Below are 16,482 nucleotides of genomic sequence, written 5' to 3' on the forward strand. Positions count from 1 at the left end.
AGCCCGCGTCAAAGCGGGCTTATTTATACGACCGAATGGGACTTACATACCCACGTTGGTGCTTTCGAAGATTTTGTCTGCAGACGCCGCCACAAAACCTGTGTACAACTTACCATCCGGCAAAGGGAAACGCTGAGCAAATTCATAGAAACAGCTTGGAATCACCAGGCTCTTGTCACTAAAGCGCACTTCCATCTTATCTGCCATGGTAGAAGACTGAGCCAGGTGAACCTCCGGTCCGCCTTTGATCTCGCCACCAGAGGTATTCAGTTCAAAACCTGCTTCTTTAAGCTTTTCATTCACGTCTGACAACATAGTGTAATGCTTCAGGTGGTTCAGGCTGACGGTAAAGTGGTTGGCACGGAAGCCCCAGGCTGATACCCAGGCAGCATATTCAGACTCATTCAGCAGAGTTTGATACTCTTCGCTGCTCACCTGCCAGTGGGTGCCGGAATACAAAAAGTTTTCCTTATTCACTGCATCAGCAGGAATGGCATCCACCATCTTTTGGATAATGGCCTGTACAGGGGCTGAAAATTCTTCGACCAACAATTCACTGATAAAAACCTTAGGTTTAGTGTCATCGGCATGCTCAAAGTGTTTGGCTTTGAGTTTCTTTTGCTCAAAGTTGTACTGCCCTTTCTCTTCATAGCCCAGAGCCAGGAAGTGCGCTGCCAATTTTTCCAGATTGACCTTGTCGATGTTAAAGGTACGAAAAGCGACGTGATCATTGATAAGTTCGTCACCGTCACCCAGCAATTGGTGAACTTTCAGGGCAGATGGAGTCATGGCAACATAGTCTTGCCACAGGTTAGCAAATAGGGTCTCAACGTTATTGTGCATGATGCTTCTTACTCAGTCCTAGTGGATTGAAAAATCGTAAATTCAATGCTTTGGCCAAATGGCCGGGCAGTGTTTCGCGGCGGCGTATTATACGGCAAACGCGAACAAAAAACAGGCAGAAACTAAGATTACTTGGCCAGTTTAGACGAACGGGCTCTACCCTGACTTGACTCAGATCAGGCGCAAGGCCCATAAAACAGTAAAGGCACCATATGGTGCCTTTACTATTGAGCGAGTTAGAAGGTCAAACCTGGATTCAGGGTTCCTGGCATTACCGACTGCTCCAGCTCAACGGAGGCAACCGGATAAGCGCAGTAATCCGCAGCATAGTAAGCACTGGCCCTGTGGTTACCACTTTCGCCAATACCACCAAATGGAGCAGCACTGCTTGCGCCGGTAATAGGGCGGTTCCAGTTAACAATCCCGGCACGAATGCGACGGAAGAAGTGCTGATACAACTCGGCATCATCAGACAGCAAACCGGCAGACAAACCAAATACCGTATTATTCGCCTGCTCAATGGCCTGATCAAAATCGCTGTAGCGAATTACTTTCAGCAAGGGGCCGAAGTGTTCTTCGTCCGGCAGTTGATCAATGATGGCGGTGACATCCAAAATACCCGGCGTGACAAAGCCAGACTCAGGGTCCAGGTGCTGCATTTCGACTAAGGACGTTGCCCCTAAGTTCAACAACTGTTGCTGCGCTGCCACCATTTGAGCCGCTGCCCGGGCAGAAATCATTGCGCCCATAAAGGGTTGAGGCTGGGCATCATAATCACCCACCTTAATCTGACGGGTCACATCTAACAGTCTGGCAAGAATGGCATCCCCCTTCGGCCCTTGTTCGATAAACAAGCGACGCGAGCAGGTGCAACGCTGGCCAGATGTCACAAAGGCCGACTGCACAATATCATGTACCGTGGCATCAATATCTGACACATCCTTAACCAGCAAGGGGTTATTACCGCCCATTTCCAGAGCCAGTATCTTGCCGGGATGCCCCCCAAACTGTTCATGCAGCAATTTGCCGGTGCGCGAGCTGCCGGTAAAGAACAGACCATCAATACCAGGATGGCTGGCTAATGCTTTGCCGGTTTCCACTTCCCCTTGCACCAGGTTAATCACGCCAGCAGGTAAACCGGCTTTCTCCCATAGTTCCAAGGTTTTCTGCGCGACCATTGGCGTCAGTTCGCTGGGTTTAAAGATCACCGTATTGCCAGCTAATAAGGCAGGCACAATATGACCATTAGGTAAGTGACCAGGGAAATTGTAAGGACCAAACACCGCAACCACACCATGGGGTTTATGGCGGATAAAAGCCCGCCCTTGCGGCATGGGATTTTCCACCGTTCCGGTACGCTCCTGATAAGCGCGCTCCGAAATTGCCACCTTACCTATCATGGCGGCTACCTCAGTAGCGGTTTCCCACAAGGGCTTGCCGGTTTCACGGGCAATCACCAGCGCCAGCTCGTCTTTATGTTCACCGAGCAATTCTGCAAAGCGTTTCACAAACGCCAAACGTTCGTCAAAACTAAACTCGGCCCAAGGCAAAAAGGCCTGACGGGCGGCCTTAACGGCCTGTTCAACCTGTTCAGCAGTCGCCGAACTGGCTTGCCAGATCACCTGCTTCTTCGCAGGGTCAACCGAAGTCATGGAATGGCCCTGGCCTTCCAGCCATTGGCCTGCAATAAATTGTGCTTTACTCATTCTTACCCCTTAAGCAACAAGGGCGCAAAACGCACCTGATCGCCTTCTTCAATTTGCAAGGCCGTCATAGCGGCCTGGGACAATATGGCCCGCTGTTCGTCTTTGCTAACCTGCAAAGGTACCAACACGGCGCGGAAGCCTTCTAGCTTGGTATTGATCACCATATGCAACTTAGCGCCATCCGGGTCGCCTGTGGCGGCAGCCAGCTTACGACTGATACGAGCGGTACGAATATGTTCTAAATCTGCTTCAACAGTAGGACCGGCGTCAAAGATATCGACATATCCACGATTGCGAAACCCCTCAGACTGCAACAATTGCAATGCAGGACGCGTCTTTTCATGTACTTTGCCAATAACCGCCTGTGCTTCCTTACTGAGTAGATTGACATAAATGGGATACTTGGGCATCAACTCGGCGATAAACACCTTTTGACCTATACCCGTCAGGTAATCCGCGGTGGGAAAATCCATTGAGAAAAAGTGTTCTTCCAGCCATTGCCAGAATGGAGAATTACCGTTCTCGTCTGAAACACCGCGCATTTCTGCGATGACAGTCTCAGCAAAGCGTTGCGCATGCTCCTTTAGAAATAAAAAACGGAACTTTGACAAGAACCGACCATTATTTCCTCTGCGCGCTTGTTCGCGCAAAAATAAGGTACAAATTTCGGTTACGCCGGTGTAGTCATTACATAAGGTGAGAATATCCACCAGATTGTAAATATCCAGCTCCCGGGAAGCATGTGCCACCTTACTCAGGTGGTAATGATAGAACGCGTCATCGCGTCCAACGGACGCCTGAATGCCACTGGTTCCAACTACTTGTCCGGTTTCACTGTCTTCCATCACGAACAGATAGCCTTGATCCCCCGGCAGGTCGATCTCTTTAACAAAGGATGACGCCGAACTGGCAATTTTATTGCGCAATAAGGTCTCATTAACCGGTAAGGAGGTAAAACCTATACCGGATTCCACGGCAATATCATGCAGTGACGCATAGTCACTGGCTTGGATTGGGCGAATCACCATCATAGTCGCTTACTCCGCTGTTTCTGAGGCGGTCTGTTAAAAAAGTGTTTGGAAGCCGGAAAACCGGCAAATAGAAACCGGCGCCAGACAGCGCGCCGGTCGGTCAATCTTGTTCATCAGGCGGGAAAGTCGCTCCCGCCTGATATGACCATTATCCCTGCACGACTTTCGCCACTGCGCGCTCAAAGCGTGCCAGGCCTTCCTGAATATCAGCATCAGGAATGATCAGAGAAGGGGCGAAACGTACTACATTGGCACCAGCCACCAGGCACATTAAGTGCTCGGCAACCGCTGCGACCAGGAAATCACGAGAGCGGCCCTGATACTTTTCGTTCAGCGCAGCCCCTAGCAACAGGCCCTTACCACGGATTTCACTGAATACGTCATACTTGGCGTTGATAGCATTCAGTCCATCACGGAATAACTGTTCTTTACGCTTCACACCGTCAAGCACTTCAGGGGTATTAACGATATCCAGTACAGCTTCTGCTACTGCACAAGCAAGTGGATTACCACCGTATGTGCTACCGTGAGTACCGACTTTCAGGCTGGCAGCAATGTCTTTGGTGGTCAGCATGGCACCAATAGGGAAACCACCGCCCAGCGCTTTGGCCGTGGTCAGAATATCCGGGGTCACACCCAGCCCCATATAGGCATAAAGTTCACCAGTACGGCCGACACCAGATTGCACTTCATCAAAAATCAGCAACGCATTGTGCTGGTTACATAACTCACGCACGCCTTGGATGAACTCTGGTGTGGGGCTGATAATACCGCCTTCACCTTGCAAGGGTTCAATCATCACGGCACAAGTCTTATCAGACATCAGAGCCTTCAAGCTATCCAGATCGTTGTAAGTGGCGTGATCAACAGCGGCAGGCTTAGGGCCGAAACCATCTGAGTAGGCAGGTTGCCCACCCACAGTCACTGTGAAGAAAGTACGACCATGGAAACCTTGTTTAAAGGCGATGATTTGCGTTTTATCTTCGCCATGATGCTCCAGAGCCCAACGACGTGCCAGTTTCAATGCGGCTTCATTGGCCTCTGCGCCCGAGTTAGCAAAATAAACACGCTCAGCAAAAGTGACGTCTGTTAGCTTCTTAGCCAGACGCAGAGCAGGCTCATTGGTGAATACATTGCTCAGATGCCAAAGCTTTTCACCTTGCTCTTTGAGGGCCGTTACCATGGCTGGATGACAGTGTCCCAGGGAATTAACCGCGATACCGCCTGCGAAATCCACATATTCGACACCTTCCTGGTCCCATACTCGGGAGCCTTCTCCACGCACAGGGATCATGGCCGCCGGGTTATAGTTAGGCGCCATAACGTCGTCGAATAATGCTCTGGTCACTTTCATTCTTTAATACCTCTTACTTTGCTGGTTAGAAGGGCAATGGCGAATAAATCTGCCGCCATTATTGCAGAACTGATTGTCGGTGTCTTCCCGTCAACCGGCCCGAAACACAATCACAATAAGGCTTCGGCCTAAGTTTGCAGGAATTCTGAATAACTATTTTTGGTAACCTGATGTGGAAGTCTACGCCGTTAGTTACCAATAGAGAACCAAGCCAACCATTCTAGCCTTGAAAGGTGGCCTGCATGAATATGTAAAAAAAAATTTTCCATATTTTGCCAACAGGCCAACAAGAACGGGGGGAATCAAGCTTAGTTTTCGTCGAATGTCAGATTAAGGTGACGTAAATCAGCGAGTTTGAGTGCAGACAGAGCACCAGGGGGCATCATTAACCCACGCAGAAAAGCCTTTGCTTCCTCAATATTTATCAGGCGAGCGCTTTTCAGCATACGATACTGGTTGTAACTGCGCCCCTGAACCAGTACCTGAGCCAGCGCAGACATCTCTTTTAATGGCTTGTCTTGTGCCACTTCCTGCATGGCAGACGCCATGCTCAGGCGTTGGAAGGCCATTTTATCCAGCAATAGGTAGCTGATATTCAGGGCCGATTTCGCCATCAAGTCCTGCAACGCAACACCCGATGGAACCACATCAGACAAGGCTGCGTGCTCTTCTTTCATCTTGGCTTCATGAGCCTCTCGCAAGGCATCCCGACGCACTTCTTCGAATAAGCGGAAATACAGCCGTGTCACCGCTATCTTGCCGACTTCATGAAACATCCCCAGGGTGAATGCAGCCTGTACATCCACACCGCTCAGCTCCGCAACTTTTTTACAGGACTGTGCGCTGCCCATAGCATGCTCCCACAGTCTTAACTTAATGTTCGGATAAGGGTCGGTGATTTGCGGTAACCAGCGCCGAAAAACCAGCGAGGGGATGACCAGCTTGAGGTTTTCCAGGCCCAGAAAACTCAGGGCCATACGCAGGCTTTCCACCGGAATAACTTTGCCTTGCTTGTCGGTACGCCTGTATTTGGGCATGTTGACCATTTTAATCAAATCTTGGACCAACCAGGGAATGGTAGCCACAAGGGGTTCGATTCGCCCAATAGATGCCGCCTTAACTGACATCAGGTCCAATACTTCGGCTAAATGAGGGGGAACCCCAATCAGTTTGCTATAAAGGAATTCAGTATCCTGCAACTGCTCAGCCAAACGATGACGCACTTCGTCATTCAACTGGCCCTGCAATTTATCGAGAAAATTTTGGTAATAGCGCTCGTTGAGTTTTTTATCCCGTTGGGCTTGTTTCTCCACCCTCAGTAATTGACGCCCATCCCGGTCTTGGTCAAGAAAATCCGGTAACTCAACATCCTTGTCTTCGGGCAAATCCTGCTTGGCTGTATCCAGGCCAATCAGCAGGCTGCGAAATCTGTTAGCTATCTGTTGAGAGACGTCTTGCTGGTCTGACATTAGGGTATTTTAAGATCCACGTATCTGGTGTTAAGAAAAAAACGCATCATATCGGAAAAGGGCGAAGGGGTTGAGTTAAATCTAGAGCAGCACAATACGTGCCTTACCCTGTTCTTTCGCCATGTACATTGCTTTATCGGCACGGGATCTGAGCCGGTCCACATCATCTTCAGGCAACACCGAAGTGAGCCCCATGCTGGCCGTCAAAGTCGGTAAATCATCAGGAGTAGCCGCCTTAATACAATGCATAATTCGCTGTGCAATCTGCTGTGCCGTGGCAAGTGACACCCCCACCAACAGCATCTCAAACTCTTCACCGCCACTGCGGCAAATCACATCCTCGCGCCGCGCATTTTGCCTAAGTACCTCACCGAGTATTTTCAGCACCCGGTCTCCGCTAGCATGGCCATGGTTGTCATTGATTGCCTTGAAGTCATCCAGATCCATGACCAGCAAACAACAAGCTTCCTGACGACGTGATAATAAATACCGCTGCAACGCCCCTTCAAAATAACGTCGGTTATGCACCCGGGTGAGTTTATCCAGAGTAGACAACCTATAGGTTAAAATGACCCACAAGGTCATTCCCACGGCCAGCACTATGGCGCCAAACAGAAAAAGTACATCTTCGGTTAAATCGAGCCAGTCTCCTGAAAACAACAACACTTGCTCAAGCCCATCCAGATAACGAGCCTGTTGCAACAGTAGCAGTCCAAACAGCACTGTTACTTTGATATGACGCTTAAGGTGTATCAGGCTGACCAGCAGGTACATAAAAGCGACCGCAACTACGGAAGCAAAGGCAAGCCCTGCGCCCAACCACTCAGCCCCGGCTTGCCATTGCCCCTGATTGAGCGCCCAACCGGTTAAAAAGGCAGACACCAGCACGTTGAGTAATAGCAAGAACCCCGTACCAATGAAGTAGGCACCACCAGCCCCACGGGACGGCAATACCCACAACCTCATATTGGAACCGGACTGTTGCTGCATGGACTAAGTTGCTTTCACCTTGGGAAGAAATCTAATACCACTAATAATGGCTCAGTTTTCATTTTTTTTGCCATAAGCCTGCAAAAAATTCTTCAAAATACAATGACCTGCTTCAGTCAGCACCGATTCGGGATGAAATTGCACGCCGCATACAGCTAGTGTTTGATGTTCAATCGCCATCGCGGTGCGTTGCCCATCCGACTCTTCCACCCAGGCCGTAACCTTAAATTCAGCGGGAATACTTGCCCAGTCAAGCACCAGGGAATGGTATCGGGTCGCAATAAACGGGCTGTCAATATTGTGAAAGAGCGACGAATTGGTATGCGCTACGCAGGAAGTTTTACCATGCATAACCTGTTGGGCTCTTACTACCTGTGCACCAAACACCTGCCCGATAGCCTGATGTCCCAGGCAAACCCCTAAAATAGGAAGCTTTCCAGCAAAATGCCGAATAGCCTGCAAACTGATCCCCGCTTCATGAGGTGTGCAAGGCCCAGGCGATATCACCAGATAATCCGCTGCCAGTCGCTCTATACCTGCGATATCAATCTGATCATTACGCACAACCACGACCTGTTGACCTAGCTCACGGAAGTAACGCGCCAGGTTATGAGTAAAAGAGTCGTAATTGTCGATCAGTAACAGCATATGGCCCGTTAGCAGGAATAAAACCGGGCACGGATAATAGCGAAACTCTATGGAGAACAGAACCCATTGCGAGTAGCTTGACTTATTCCTTGCTGGAAAAATGGAAAGTGAATGAAACAGCCCCACAGTCAGCTTTTCCACTCAGGCTTTGATGCAAAAAAGGGGGCCTAAAGTTCAATAGATTGAACCTTGTCAGAAATGGACAAAACAACCCTCATCTCATGTCGTCCATACAACACAACCGGCTGAAGAATGACTGTGGTCACTCTTTTATCGGTATTAATGGTATCGAGAATCCACGCGCTTGCATCAGTGTCTTTATCGTAATTAATCTCACCCATACAAACATCACCGCCACAATGAAATACATTTACCCCTCCACCTTCGGCGGAGGCACTGTTGGCTAGCTTTTTCTCCATATCTAATTGAAAGCTAATATCAGCTTCATTTTCAGCAGGTAGCTGCTGAGCCAAGGAAACAAAGTCGGGGTGGGCAAAAATCTGCTTTAACTGCTGAGGAGGAAAAACACCATGTTTACTTGTCTCATACAAAAAGGTGTCTAATAACGCTGTGTCATCATTAGTGGCAGTGCTCTGATCTTCAGTTTCACTATATTTTTTCATTTCTGAAGTAGGCGCATCATCTTCATCTATTTGGCTTCCAGAATAATGCGCAGGCTCTGAAAAACCCAAGTCCGTTACATCGCGACTCCCTGCATTTTGGGATTCTGCTTGCACTTCGCCCTGCATATGCAGATTAGTGACAACGCTTTTATCCGCATCGTCTTTTAGAACTAAAACTCCCCCAACAAAGCCAATGAGGAGTATTAGTAAGGTAATTTTTATCTTCATCAGGCACGTCCTTAAAATTTCAACAATGAGGTTGAGGAGAGCCACAATGCGATATTGACGGGGGAACCTTGGGCTTGCGAAGACATCAGCTCGCCACCTAAATAATGTTTCATATACTTTTCCTTAAGAGAACCAGGGTAACGCTTCCTTTAAACAATTATCCAAACTAATGACTCAGAGGAGCCAAAGTCAAGGGGGATACCATCAAGGTATAAACAAAGCGTTAGCCTCACAGTGACAAACTGAGTGCTAGAGATTTCAATACGCCCCTTGTCAGATAAAGCTTGGATGCTTATTCCAAACCCAACACAAACTGTTTCACCCATTTGCCATACTCCGGGGGTAGAATAGCCGTCACTAAAATGACTAAGGTGATGGTTTTGCAACGCAGAGATTTTCTTAAAATTGGTCTGGCGACAGCCGGAATCATAAGCAGTCCAGTGGTCTTTTCCCTGTCAGCTGACCCGCAGCGGCCCAGGCTGCTTACCGGAATCAGCGCCGGCGATGTGAGTTATGACGGCGCCGTTATTTGGGGGCGCACTGACAGACCCGCCTTGATGCAAGTGGAGGTAAGCGCCGATGAGACCTTTGCCACAGCAACCAAGTTTATTGGCGGTACGGCGCTGGCGCCTAATGATTTCAACGCAAAAACTCTGCTAAACGGTCTGTTGCCGGGACGCACCTGGTACTATAGGGTCAGCTTTGACAGCCTTGAAAAGCCAGGCGCCGTCAGTGATATCTGGCAGGGACAGTTTAAAACCGCCCCCATGGACAAGCGCGATGTAAGATTCTGCTGGTCAGGTGATACTGCCGGGCAGGGTTTTGGTATCGACACCCATCGCGGTGGTATGCAAACCTACGCCGCAATTCTCCGTCAGCAACCGGATTTCTTTGTCCATTGCGGTGATTTGATCTACGCCGATAATCCCATCGACGCAACTAAAAGTCTCGCCGATGGCAGTCAGTGGGTCAACCTGCAAACCGAGGGGGTCAGCAAAGTGGCGGAAACCCTGCAGGAGTTCCGCGAGCGCTACTACTATAACTACCTGGATGAGCATGTTTCAGCCTTTCACCGGCAGGTAGCCACTTTCCAGCAGTGGGATGACCATGAGGTACGCAACAACTGGTACCCCGGTGAAATCCTTGATGACAAACGCTATCAGCAGAAAAGCATTTCCCTGCTGTCAGAATACGCCCGTCGTGCCATGATGGAGTGCAATCCCATCCGTTTAAACGGCCAGGATGAGCGACAGATTTACCGCAAAATCAGCTACGGCCCACACCTTGATTTGTTTATGCTGGATATGCGCAGCTACCGGGCAGCCAACAGCCTTAACCGCCAAACAGAGGAAGGTCCGCAAACGGCATTTCTGGGCGAAAAGCAGTTGCATTGGCTGAAGCAAAACCTGTCTGCATCCAAGGCCACCTGGAAAATCATCGCCGCTGATATGCCCATTGGCTTAAAGGTGACAGACTGGGGCACAGACATCGCCGAAAACATGGCAAATATAGACGGGCCACCTTTGGGCAGAGAGTTAGAAATGGCTGGATTGCTCACCCATATCCGCCAGGGTGAGATTCAGAATGTGCATTTTATTACCGCCGACGTACACTACTGCGCGTCTCATTACTATGACCCAAGCAAGGCCCAATTTAAGGACTTTATTCCCTTCTGGGAGTTTGTCAGCGGCCCGTTGCATGCGGGCACTTTTGGTCCCAATCCGTTCGACAATACCTTTGGCCCGCAACTGGTGTTTAAAGGCATTCCCGAGGACCTTCAGCCTGGGGCCGAACCCTCACAGGGCTATCAGTTCTTTGGACAGATGCATATTAACGGCGAGGACGGCAAACTGACGGTGAGCCATTTCAACCGTGATGGCAAGCTACTGTGGGAAACCAGTTTGTCGCCGGCCTGATGGCCGCCGACAAACAGAGTGCACCTTATCGGCTGGGACGCGGGATAAAACCAACCTTCTCATATACTGCCGCCAGGGTCTTGGCCGCTCTGGCGCTGGCTTTTTCGGCCCCTTCCAACATAATACGATCAAGCTCAGCCTGATCATCGCGCAACTGATGGAAACGCTGCTGAATAGGTTCCAGCAGCGCAACCACGGCATCTGCAACATCGGTCTTCAGATGCCCATACATTTTACCTTCATACTCAGGCACCAATTCCTCAATGGACTTACCCGATGCGCCGCTTAACAAGGTCAGCAGGTTGGAAACACCGGCTTTTTCCTTAGGGTCGAAGTAAATGCGCGCCTGCTCATCAGAGTCAGTCACCGCCTTCTTAATCTTTTTGGCGACCTTCTTGGGATCTTCCAGCAAACCAACAAAGTTATTGGGATTATCGTCTGACTTGGACATCTTCTTGGCCGGATCCTGCAAACTCATAATGCGGGCACCAAACTCTGGGATGTAAGGCTCAGGCACCACAAAGGTATCGCCGTGCTGATTATTAAAGCGAATCGCCACATCCCTGGCCAATTCAAGATGCTGCTTCTGATCGTCTCCCACTGGCACCTGGTCAGCCTGATAAATCAAAATATCAGCTGCCATCAGGGTCGGGTAGGTAAACAGACCGGCATTGATATTAGTCACATTTTTAGCTGACTTGTCCTTGAACTGGGTCATGCGATTTAGTTCACCCATCTGGGTATAGCAGTTCAGTACCCAAGCTAGTTGGGCATGCTCAGGCACCTGAGACTGAATAAACAAGGTGCTCTGGTTAGGGTCAATACCGCAGGCCAGATATAACGCAAGTCCATCCAGAGTAGCATTACGTAATGCCAAGGGATCCTGACGTACCGTAATGGCATGCAGGTTCACCAGCATATATAAGCAGTCATAATCCTGCTGCATGCCTACCCACTGCTTAAGCGCACCCATATAGTTGCCAATGGTCAGTTGTCCGGACGGCTGGCAGCCGCTAAGTACTATGGGTTTACTCATAACAGAATTTCCTGGTGTGTTGGGAGGCTGTAAGACACAGCGTTACTTAATATTGGCTTTCGCCAGTTCCTGACGCATAGCGTCAATGACGCTGGCATAATCAGGCTGATTAAAAATGGCAGAGCCTGCCACAAACATATCTGCGCCCGCTTCAGCGATGGCGCGAATATTATCGACTTTTACGCCGCCGTCAATTTCGAGGCGGATTTCTCTGCCCGATGCCTTTATCCGTTCTTTAACTAAACGCAATTTATCCAGCGTCGCTGGAATAAAGGCTTGTCCGCCAAAGCCGGGGTTTACCGACATCAGTAGCACATAATCAAGCTTATCCAGCATATGATCCAAATAATGCAGTGGCGTAGCCGGATTCAATACCAGGCCGGCTTTACAGCCAGCCTGATGTATAAGTTGCACGCTACGATCCACATGCAAGGAGGCTTCCGGGTGAAAGCTAATCATACTGGCACCGGCATCGGCAAACATGCTGATCAGGTCATCCACCGGCTGCACCATCAGGTGCACATCTATATCGGCCTGCACCCCATAATTACGCAGTGCGCTGCAAATCATAGGTCCGAAGGTCAGATTAGGTACATAGTGATTATCCATCACGTCAAAGTGCACCACATCTGCACCGGCAGCGAGCACCTTATCCACTTCTTCCCCTAACCGGGCAAGATCCGCTGATAAAATAGAAGGGGCGATTAAATAGGGCTGCATGATGAGTCCGGGATAGGTTTGCTGAGGCGACTAAGATACAAAAAAAGTGACCGGCTTGCACCATCAGCGTCCTGTCGCACCTTAGTGGTGCAAAAAAGCAGCAACCTTGCTTACGACTTTCCTAAGGCCCCTCTCCTTCAGACATAAAGTAACAGAAAATAATCAAATAAATACAAAGCGTTAGCCAATTATTCGGCAATTAGCCAGAAGTTTACACAGGGCGGCATCATGTTTGCTCAGTTCTTCACCAGTACGAAAGTATTGAGATAAAAACTCGGAGAACACAGATGAAACTACCTAAGACTCTATCGCTGACCTTGTCTTTACTGGGCCTGTCCCTCGTTAGTCACACCAGCCTGGCAGACGTAAGCGCCAATATTGGCGTCACCAGCAACTATTTATGGCGGGGTGTTACCCAAAGTGCTGATGGTCCGTCTGTTTCAGGAGGGCTCGATTACAGTCACGAAAGCGGCTTCTATGCTGGCACCTGGCTAGGCTCCATTGACTGGGGCAACGGTAATGGCGTAGAGACAGACTGGTATGCAGGCTATAGCGGTGAGGCAGGTGATTTCGGCTACGACCTAGGCTATATCTACTATGCCTATCCGGAGGAGGAGTACGATGATTCTGACTTCGGTGAGGTTTATCTGAACGGCTCCTACGGCGATTTAGGCTTTGGCGTGGCTTACACTCTGAATAGTGATGCTGATGACGATGCACCTTTTGGTAAAGGTGACCTCTATTATCATGTTAGCTATAGCTTTGCTTTACCTCAGGATTACTCGCTCGGCCTGACCTATGGTTACTACAGTTTTGACATTGATGAATCCATGTATGGGGACTGGGATTACGGCCATGTGCAGTTAGATTTAAGTAAAGGTGACTTTACCTTCAGCGTTTCAAAGGCGGATGAAGAGTCCGGCGACGACGATACCAAGTTTATTGTGAGTTGGGGAACCAGCTTCTAAACCTGGCGTCAAAGGTCAGGTATTCCACTGGCCTGGGCATGTGGTTGCGAGCAAGGTGCTTGCTCGCAACTGTTCAAAAATGCGACAAATATACCGTTTTGTGCGGTCGGGCTGGTTGTTCAAACTTTCAACTGACGTATAATGTCAGGACGCCGATAGATTTGGATTTATCATGACCAGTAAAATCAGGACGATGTATTCAGCCGCAGCGGGGTTAGCATTGACTTTGCTGGTAGTGGCAATAGTGCCCGCCGCAGAGCAAGGCCAGCAGTTTGGTTACTGTAACTGTGATGCTGGTGTTGAACTGGATAACAGCCTGCCATTAAGCCACCCCGTAAATCGCTGTGCATCAGGACAAAAAAGCGCTGTTAGTTGGTTGTCGTGGTTAAAAGGCGGTAGCCAGTCCGTACAGTTCCACTTTCTCGATTTGCTGGAATTGCTATCCAGGCAAGTTGAACCCTCAAGCGAACAGCGCGCTGCCAGTTAATGAGTAGCCCCAGCTGGACACAGATTCTAAAGAGTGTGCTTGCCAGCGCCTTTGGCGTGCAAAGTGCCAAAAATCGCCAACAGGATTTTGAAAACAGCGCCTCGGTTCTACCCTATCTGGTTGTCGGTGTTTTCTTTGTCGCGCTGTTTGTTTTCGGCTTGGTTTTTCTGGTTAACTGGTTGGTGAAATAACGCCAGCAACTCATCCACCTTAGTACGCTTGTGGCCCTTCTGGCTGATATAGCGGCCAACCTTCAACTCAGATAAGTTAGCACCCTGATAAATATCGCGGGTCAGTTCCGTATCATGATTGCTGATCAGCACCGGAATATTGGCATTCTGCATAATATGTCGCGCTTTTTCGGCCAAACTACGCTGCTCATCCAAAGAGAAACCGTTAGTTGCATAGCTAGTGAAATTGGCGGTACGACTGATAGGTGCATAAGGTGGATCGCAGTAAATAACGTCCCCTTCACCCGCCATAGAAAACACATCGCTAAATGGTAAACAGGTGAAGGTTGCATACTGCGCCTTGTCGGCAAAGAAATACAACTCAGCTTCGGGAAAATACGGCTGTTTATAGCGCCCAAAGGGTACATTGAATTTGCCGGACAAGTTATAACGGCACAAGCCGTTGTAGCCGTGGCGATTCAAGTACAAAAACAGTAGCGACCTATGATAGGGATCCCGGCTTTGGTTAAACTCGTCACGCAAACGATAGTAAACATCAGACTGGTTATAGGCTGGCGTAAAGTAACGACGAGCATCACGAATATACTGCCCAGGACGGCTTTGCAGTTCCCGATAGAGATTAATCAAATCAGGGTTGATGTCATTCAGCAGATAATCAGAATACTGGGTATTGAGAAACACCGAACCCGCCCCGACGAAAGGCTCAATCAGTCGCTGCCCGGTGGGCAAACGACTGCGAATCTCATTAACCAAAGCGTATTTGCCGCCTGCCCACTTCAAAAAGGCGCGACACTTCTTATTATCCATTCGAGCCGAACGCTGCTATACAAAGGCAGGATTGTAACTGAAAGCGCCGTTTAATTGGATTAAATTTATTGCGCCTTTAGCAAGTCAATCTCGTTATGCACCTGCCTGACGGTCTTGGCAAAGGGGTTTTCTGACTGCACAGCAACGGGCAACGAATGAATATAAGTGCGTGCTTGCTCCAAGCTTTCAAATGACTGGTTACTCAGCACAACATGCCACGGGCCACCATAACGTCGCGTTTCATATCGCCAGGTCTGGCCTTCCATCTGGTTAGCCTGAATAAAACGCTGCAACAAGCTTGGATCGCTGGCGGCAGACAACTGCAAGACAAATGCTGTCGGCGGCAATGCCAATACTTCAGCTGCATTCCACAGTGAAGTCTCACTTAAGGCCGGCACCTGAGGCGCTTCAGGAAGGCTTTCGGTAGTGATCTCACTAGCCACGCTTGCAACAGTTTCGATATTTGCCTCTGATTCGCGTTCCCGGAGTTGCAGCTCTTGCGCCGGGGGCTGGATTTTCTCAGCCTGGCTCTGCCAGTCTGCCACTAATTCATCAGCGCTGTCGGCATCGGCTTGAGGCTGCTCTAGGCTGACTTGCACCGGAGACTCGCTGAGCAGGTCTGCTGGGGGCGGCAGCATTTGTTGTGCTTGAGGCTCGGGTAGCTCAACGCTTGGCGACACTGCGTCAGGTTCGACCTTTGCTGCCTCAACAGGCACTGTAGCTGGCACGTCAACCTGCGACTGAATATTTTTCGTCCAAAACGCATTGAGCTCTGCTTGATAAAACCAGCCTAGCACGCCACTGAAACTGCCTAAAAACACAAAGACAATAACCAGACGCAACATCATGCTGTACCGTTTCGGTAGGTCCTTTTGCTCAACCTGCTCTTGCCTGGCAGCCAACCTGGCATTAAAGGCCTGACGCTTCTGGGCAATCATGCGCTCTAACTCTGTGCCCGACAGCGCATCTTGTTCGGTAAAGTTATAATTTACCTGGATAGGTCTTGCCGGTCCGGGCAGTAAGGGAGTAATGCGCTCAACCCAAGGCAAACTGCCAAATAAAATCACACACAAAGGCTGCTCGTGCATCTTCTGCACCAGTTGCCAAAGCTCTCTCAGCAGCTCATCGGGTAACGCATCAGCAGCACTAATGCAGATCAGCATAGGCTGGGGATCGTTATCGAGTAATTTATCTAGGGTTTGGGATAAGGGACGACGAGGGTCAAGACTGATATTGCCGATGAGTTGATTAACCAAGGTTTGGCGATAAGAGGCGGCTTCTTTGCCAGTGCTGGCTTTGATATAGGCCAGATTCAGCTCGTCGCCCTGGCTGGCGAGAAACTCGCCAACAAAGACTTGCTGGTGTCCTTCCCCTTCACCAGCCACGAGGATAAGACCAGAAGCAAAGCTGGTCAGATGCGACAGTCGTCTATGTAAATCAACAAAGGCTTTTTGCACAAGGCGGT

General features: G+C 49.6%; 16 protein-coding genes. 4 read left to right on the forward strand and 12 right to left on the reverse strand.

The features are described 5' to 3' along the window. Window positions 1-42 precede the first annotated feature (42 nt). The 8 genes from IEX02_RS03975 to IEX02_RS04010 all read right to left on the reverse strand — a co-directional run bounded on the left by IEX02_RS03975 (window position 43) and on the right by IEX02_RS04010 (window position 8,892). A complete protein-coding gene (locus IEX02_RS03975; protein ID WP_188690599.1) occupies window positions 43-843 on the reverse strand; it encodes a DUF1338 domain-containing protein in 801 nt (266 codons plus the stop codon). A gap of 236 nt (window positions 844-1,079) precedes the next feature. Beyond that, complete coding sequence (astD, locus tag IEX02_RS03980) at window positions 1,080-2,549, reverse strand: succinylglutamate-semialdehyde dehydrogenase (RefSeq protein WP_188690602.1); 1,470 nt, start codon at window positions 2,547-2,549, stop codon at window positions 1,080-1,082. Between the two features lie 2 nt (window positions 2,550-2,551). Further along, on the reverse strand, window positions 2,552-3,580 hold the full coding sequence (gene astA, locus IEX02_RS03985) for an arginine N-succinyltransferase (RefSeq protein WP_188690604.1): 1,029 nt from the start codon (window positions 3,578-3,580) through the stop codon (window positions 2,552-2,554). A 148-nt stretch (window positions 3,581-3,728) separates the two neighbouring features. Further along, window positions 3,729-4,934, reverse strand: coding sequence for an aspartate aminotransferase family protein (locus IEX02_RS03990; RefSeq protein ID WP_188690606.1), 1,206 nt, complete (start codon window positions 4,932-4,934; stop codon window positions 3,729-3,731). A gap of 308 nt (window positions 4,935-5,242) precedes the next feature. Continuing rightward, window positions 5,243-6,403 (reverse strand): HDOD domain-containing protein, encoded by a 1,161-nt coding sequence (locus IEX02_RS03995; RefSeq protein ID WP_188690608.1) that lies wholly within the window; start codon window positions 6,401-6,403, stop codon window positions 5,243-5,245. An 81-nt stretch (window positions 6,404-6,484) separates the two neighbouring features. Further along, window positions 6,485-7,393 (reverse strand): GGDEF domain-containing protein, encoded by a 909-nt coding sequence (locus tag IEX02_RS04000; RefSeq protein WP_188690611.1) that lies wholly within the window; start codon window positions 7,391-7,393, stop codon window positions 6,485-6,487. 51 nt (window positions 7,394-7,444) lie between these two features. Continuing rightward, window positions 7,445-8,041: an anthranilate synthase component II gene (locus tag IEX02_RS04005; RefSeq protein ID WP_188690613.1), complete on the reverse strand. Its 597-nt coding sequence runs from the start codon at window positions 8,039-8,041 to the stop codon at window positions 7,445-7,447. A gap of 167 nt (window positions 8,042-8,208) precedes the next feature. Next, window positions 8,209-8,892 (reverse strand): hypothetical protein, encoded by a 684-nt coding sequence (locus tag IEX02_RS04010; protein WP_188690615.1) that lies wholly within the window; start codon window positions 8,890-8,892, stop codon window positions 8,209-8,211. Window positions 8,893-9,272: 380 nt separating this feature from the next. Between IEX02_RS04010 and IEX02_RS04015 the strand changes: the two genes are divergently transcribed. Next, window positions 9,273-10,808 carry an alkaline phosphatase D family protein gene (locus IEX02_RS04015; RefSeq protein WP_229702041.1) on the forward strand — a complete coding sequence of 512 codons (1,536 nt, stop codon included), beginning with the start codon at window positions 9,273-9,275 and terminating at the stop codon, window positions 10,806-10,808. Window positions 10,809-10,833: 25 nt separating this feature from the next. Here IEX02_RS04015 and trpS read toward each other — a convergent pair whose 3' ends face one another. Both trpS and rpe read right to left on the reverse strand, forming a co-directional pair. Further along, window positions 10,834-11,844, reverse strand: coding sequence for a tryptophan--tRNA ligase (trpS, locus tag IEX02_RS04020; RefSeq protein ID WP_188690618.1), 1,011 nt, complete (start codon window positions 11,842-11,844; stop codon window positions 10,834-10,836). A gap of 42 nt (window positions 11,845-11,886) precedes the next feature. Continuing rightward, entirely contained in the window at window positions 11,887-12,564 is a 678-nt protein-coding gene (gene rpe / locus IEX02_RS04025; RefSeq protein ID WP_188690621.1) for a ribulose-phosphate 3-epimerase, read from the reverse strand. 287 nt (window positions 12,565-12,851) lie between these two features. Here rpe and IEX02_RS04030 point away from each other — a divergent pair, with 287 nt between their 5' ends. The 3 genes from IEX02_RS04030 (at window position 12,852) to IEX02_RS04040 (ending at window position 14,210) form a co-directional block, all read left to right on the forward strand. Then, window positions 12,852-13,532: a TorF family putative porin gene (locus IEX02_RS04030; RefSeq protein WP_188690624.1), complete on the forward strand. Its 681-nt coding sequence runs from the start codon at window positions 12,852-12,854 to the stop codon at window positions 13,530-13,532. Between the two features lie 172 nt (window positions 13,533-13,704). Then, window positions 13,705-14,019, forward strand: a complete 315-nt coding sequence (locus IEX02_RS04035; RefSeq protein ID WP_188690627.1) for a hypothetical protein — start codon at window positions 13,705-13,707, stop codon at window positions 14,017-14,019. Continuing rightward, window positions 14,019-14,210 carry a DUF2970 domain-containing protein gene (locus tag IEX02_RS04040; protein WP_188690629.1) on the forward strand — a complete coding sequence of 64 codons (192 nt, stop codon included), beginning with the start codon at window positions 14,019-14,021 and terminating at the stop codon, window positions 14,208-14,210. The genes IEX02_RS04035 and IEX02_RS04040 overlap by 1 nt, the downstream gene beginning before the upstream one ends. On the opposite strand, the gene IEX02_RS04045 is transcribed toward IEX02_RS04040, so the two are convergent. Together IEX02_RS04045 and IEX02_RS04050 are read right to left on the reverse strand one after the other, a co-directional pair. Then, window positions 14,127-15,017 carry a Dam family site-specific DNA-(adenine-N6)-methyltransferase gene (locus tag IEX02_RS04045; protein ID WP_188690633.1) on the reverse strand — a complete coding sequence of 297 codons (891 nt, stop codon included), beginning with the start codon at window positions 15,015-15,017 and terminating at the stop codon, window positions 14,127-14,129. The two genes, IEX02_RS04040 and IEX02_RS04045, sit on opposite strands and share 84 nt — an antisense overlap. A 65-nt stretch (window positions 15,018-15,082) precedes the next feature. Beyond that, a complete protein-coding gene (locus IEX02_RS04050; RefSeq protein WP_188690637.1) occupies window positions 15,083-16,474 on the reverse strand; it encodes an SPOR domain-containing protein in 1,392 nt (463 codons plus the stop codon). Window positions 16,475-16,482: the final 8 nt, after the last annotated feature.

Origin of the sequence: Bowmanella pacifica, assembly GCF_014645355.1 — a bacterium.
In the GTDB taxonomy this organism is placed as follows: Bacteria; Pseudomonadota; Gammaproteobacteria; order Enterobacterales; family Alteromonadaceae; genus Bowmanella; species Bowmanella pacifica.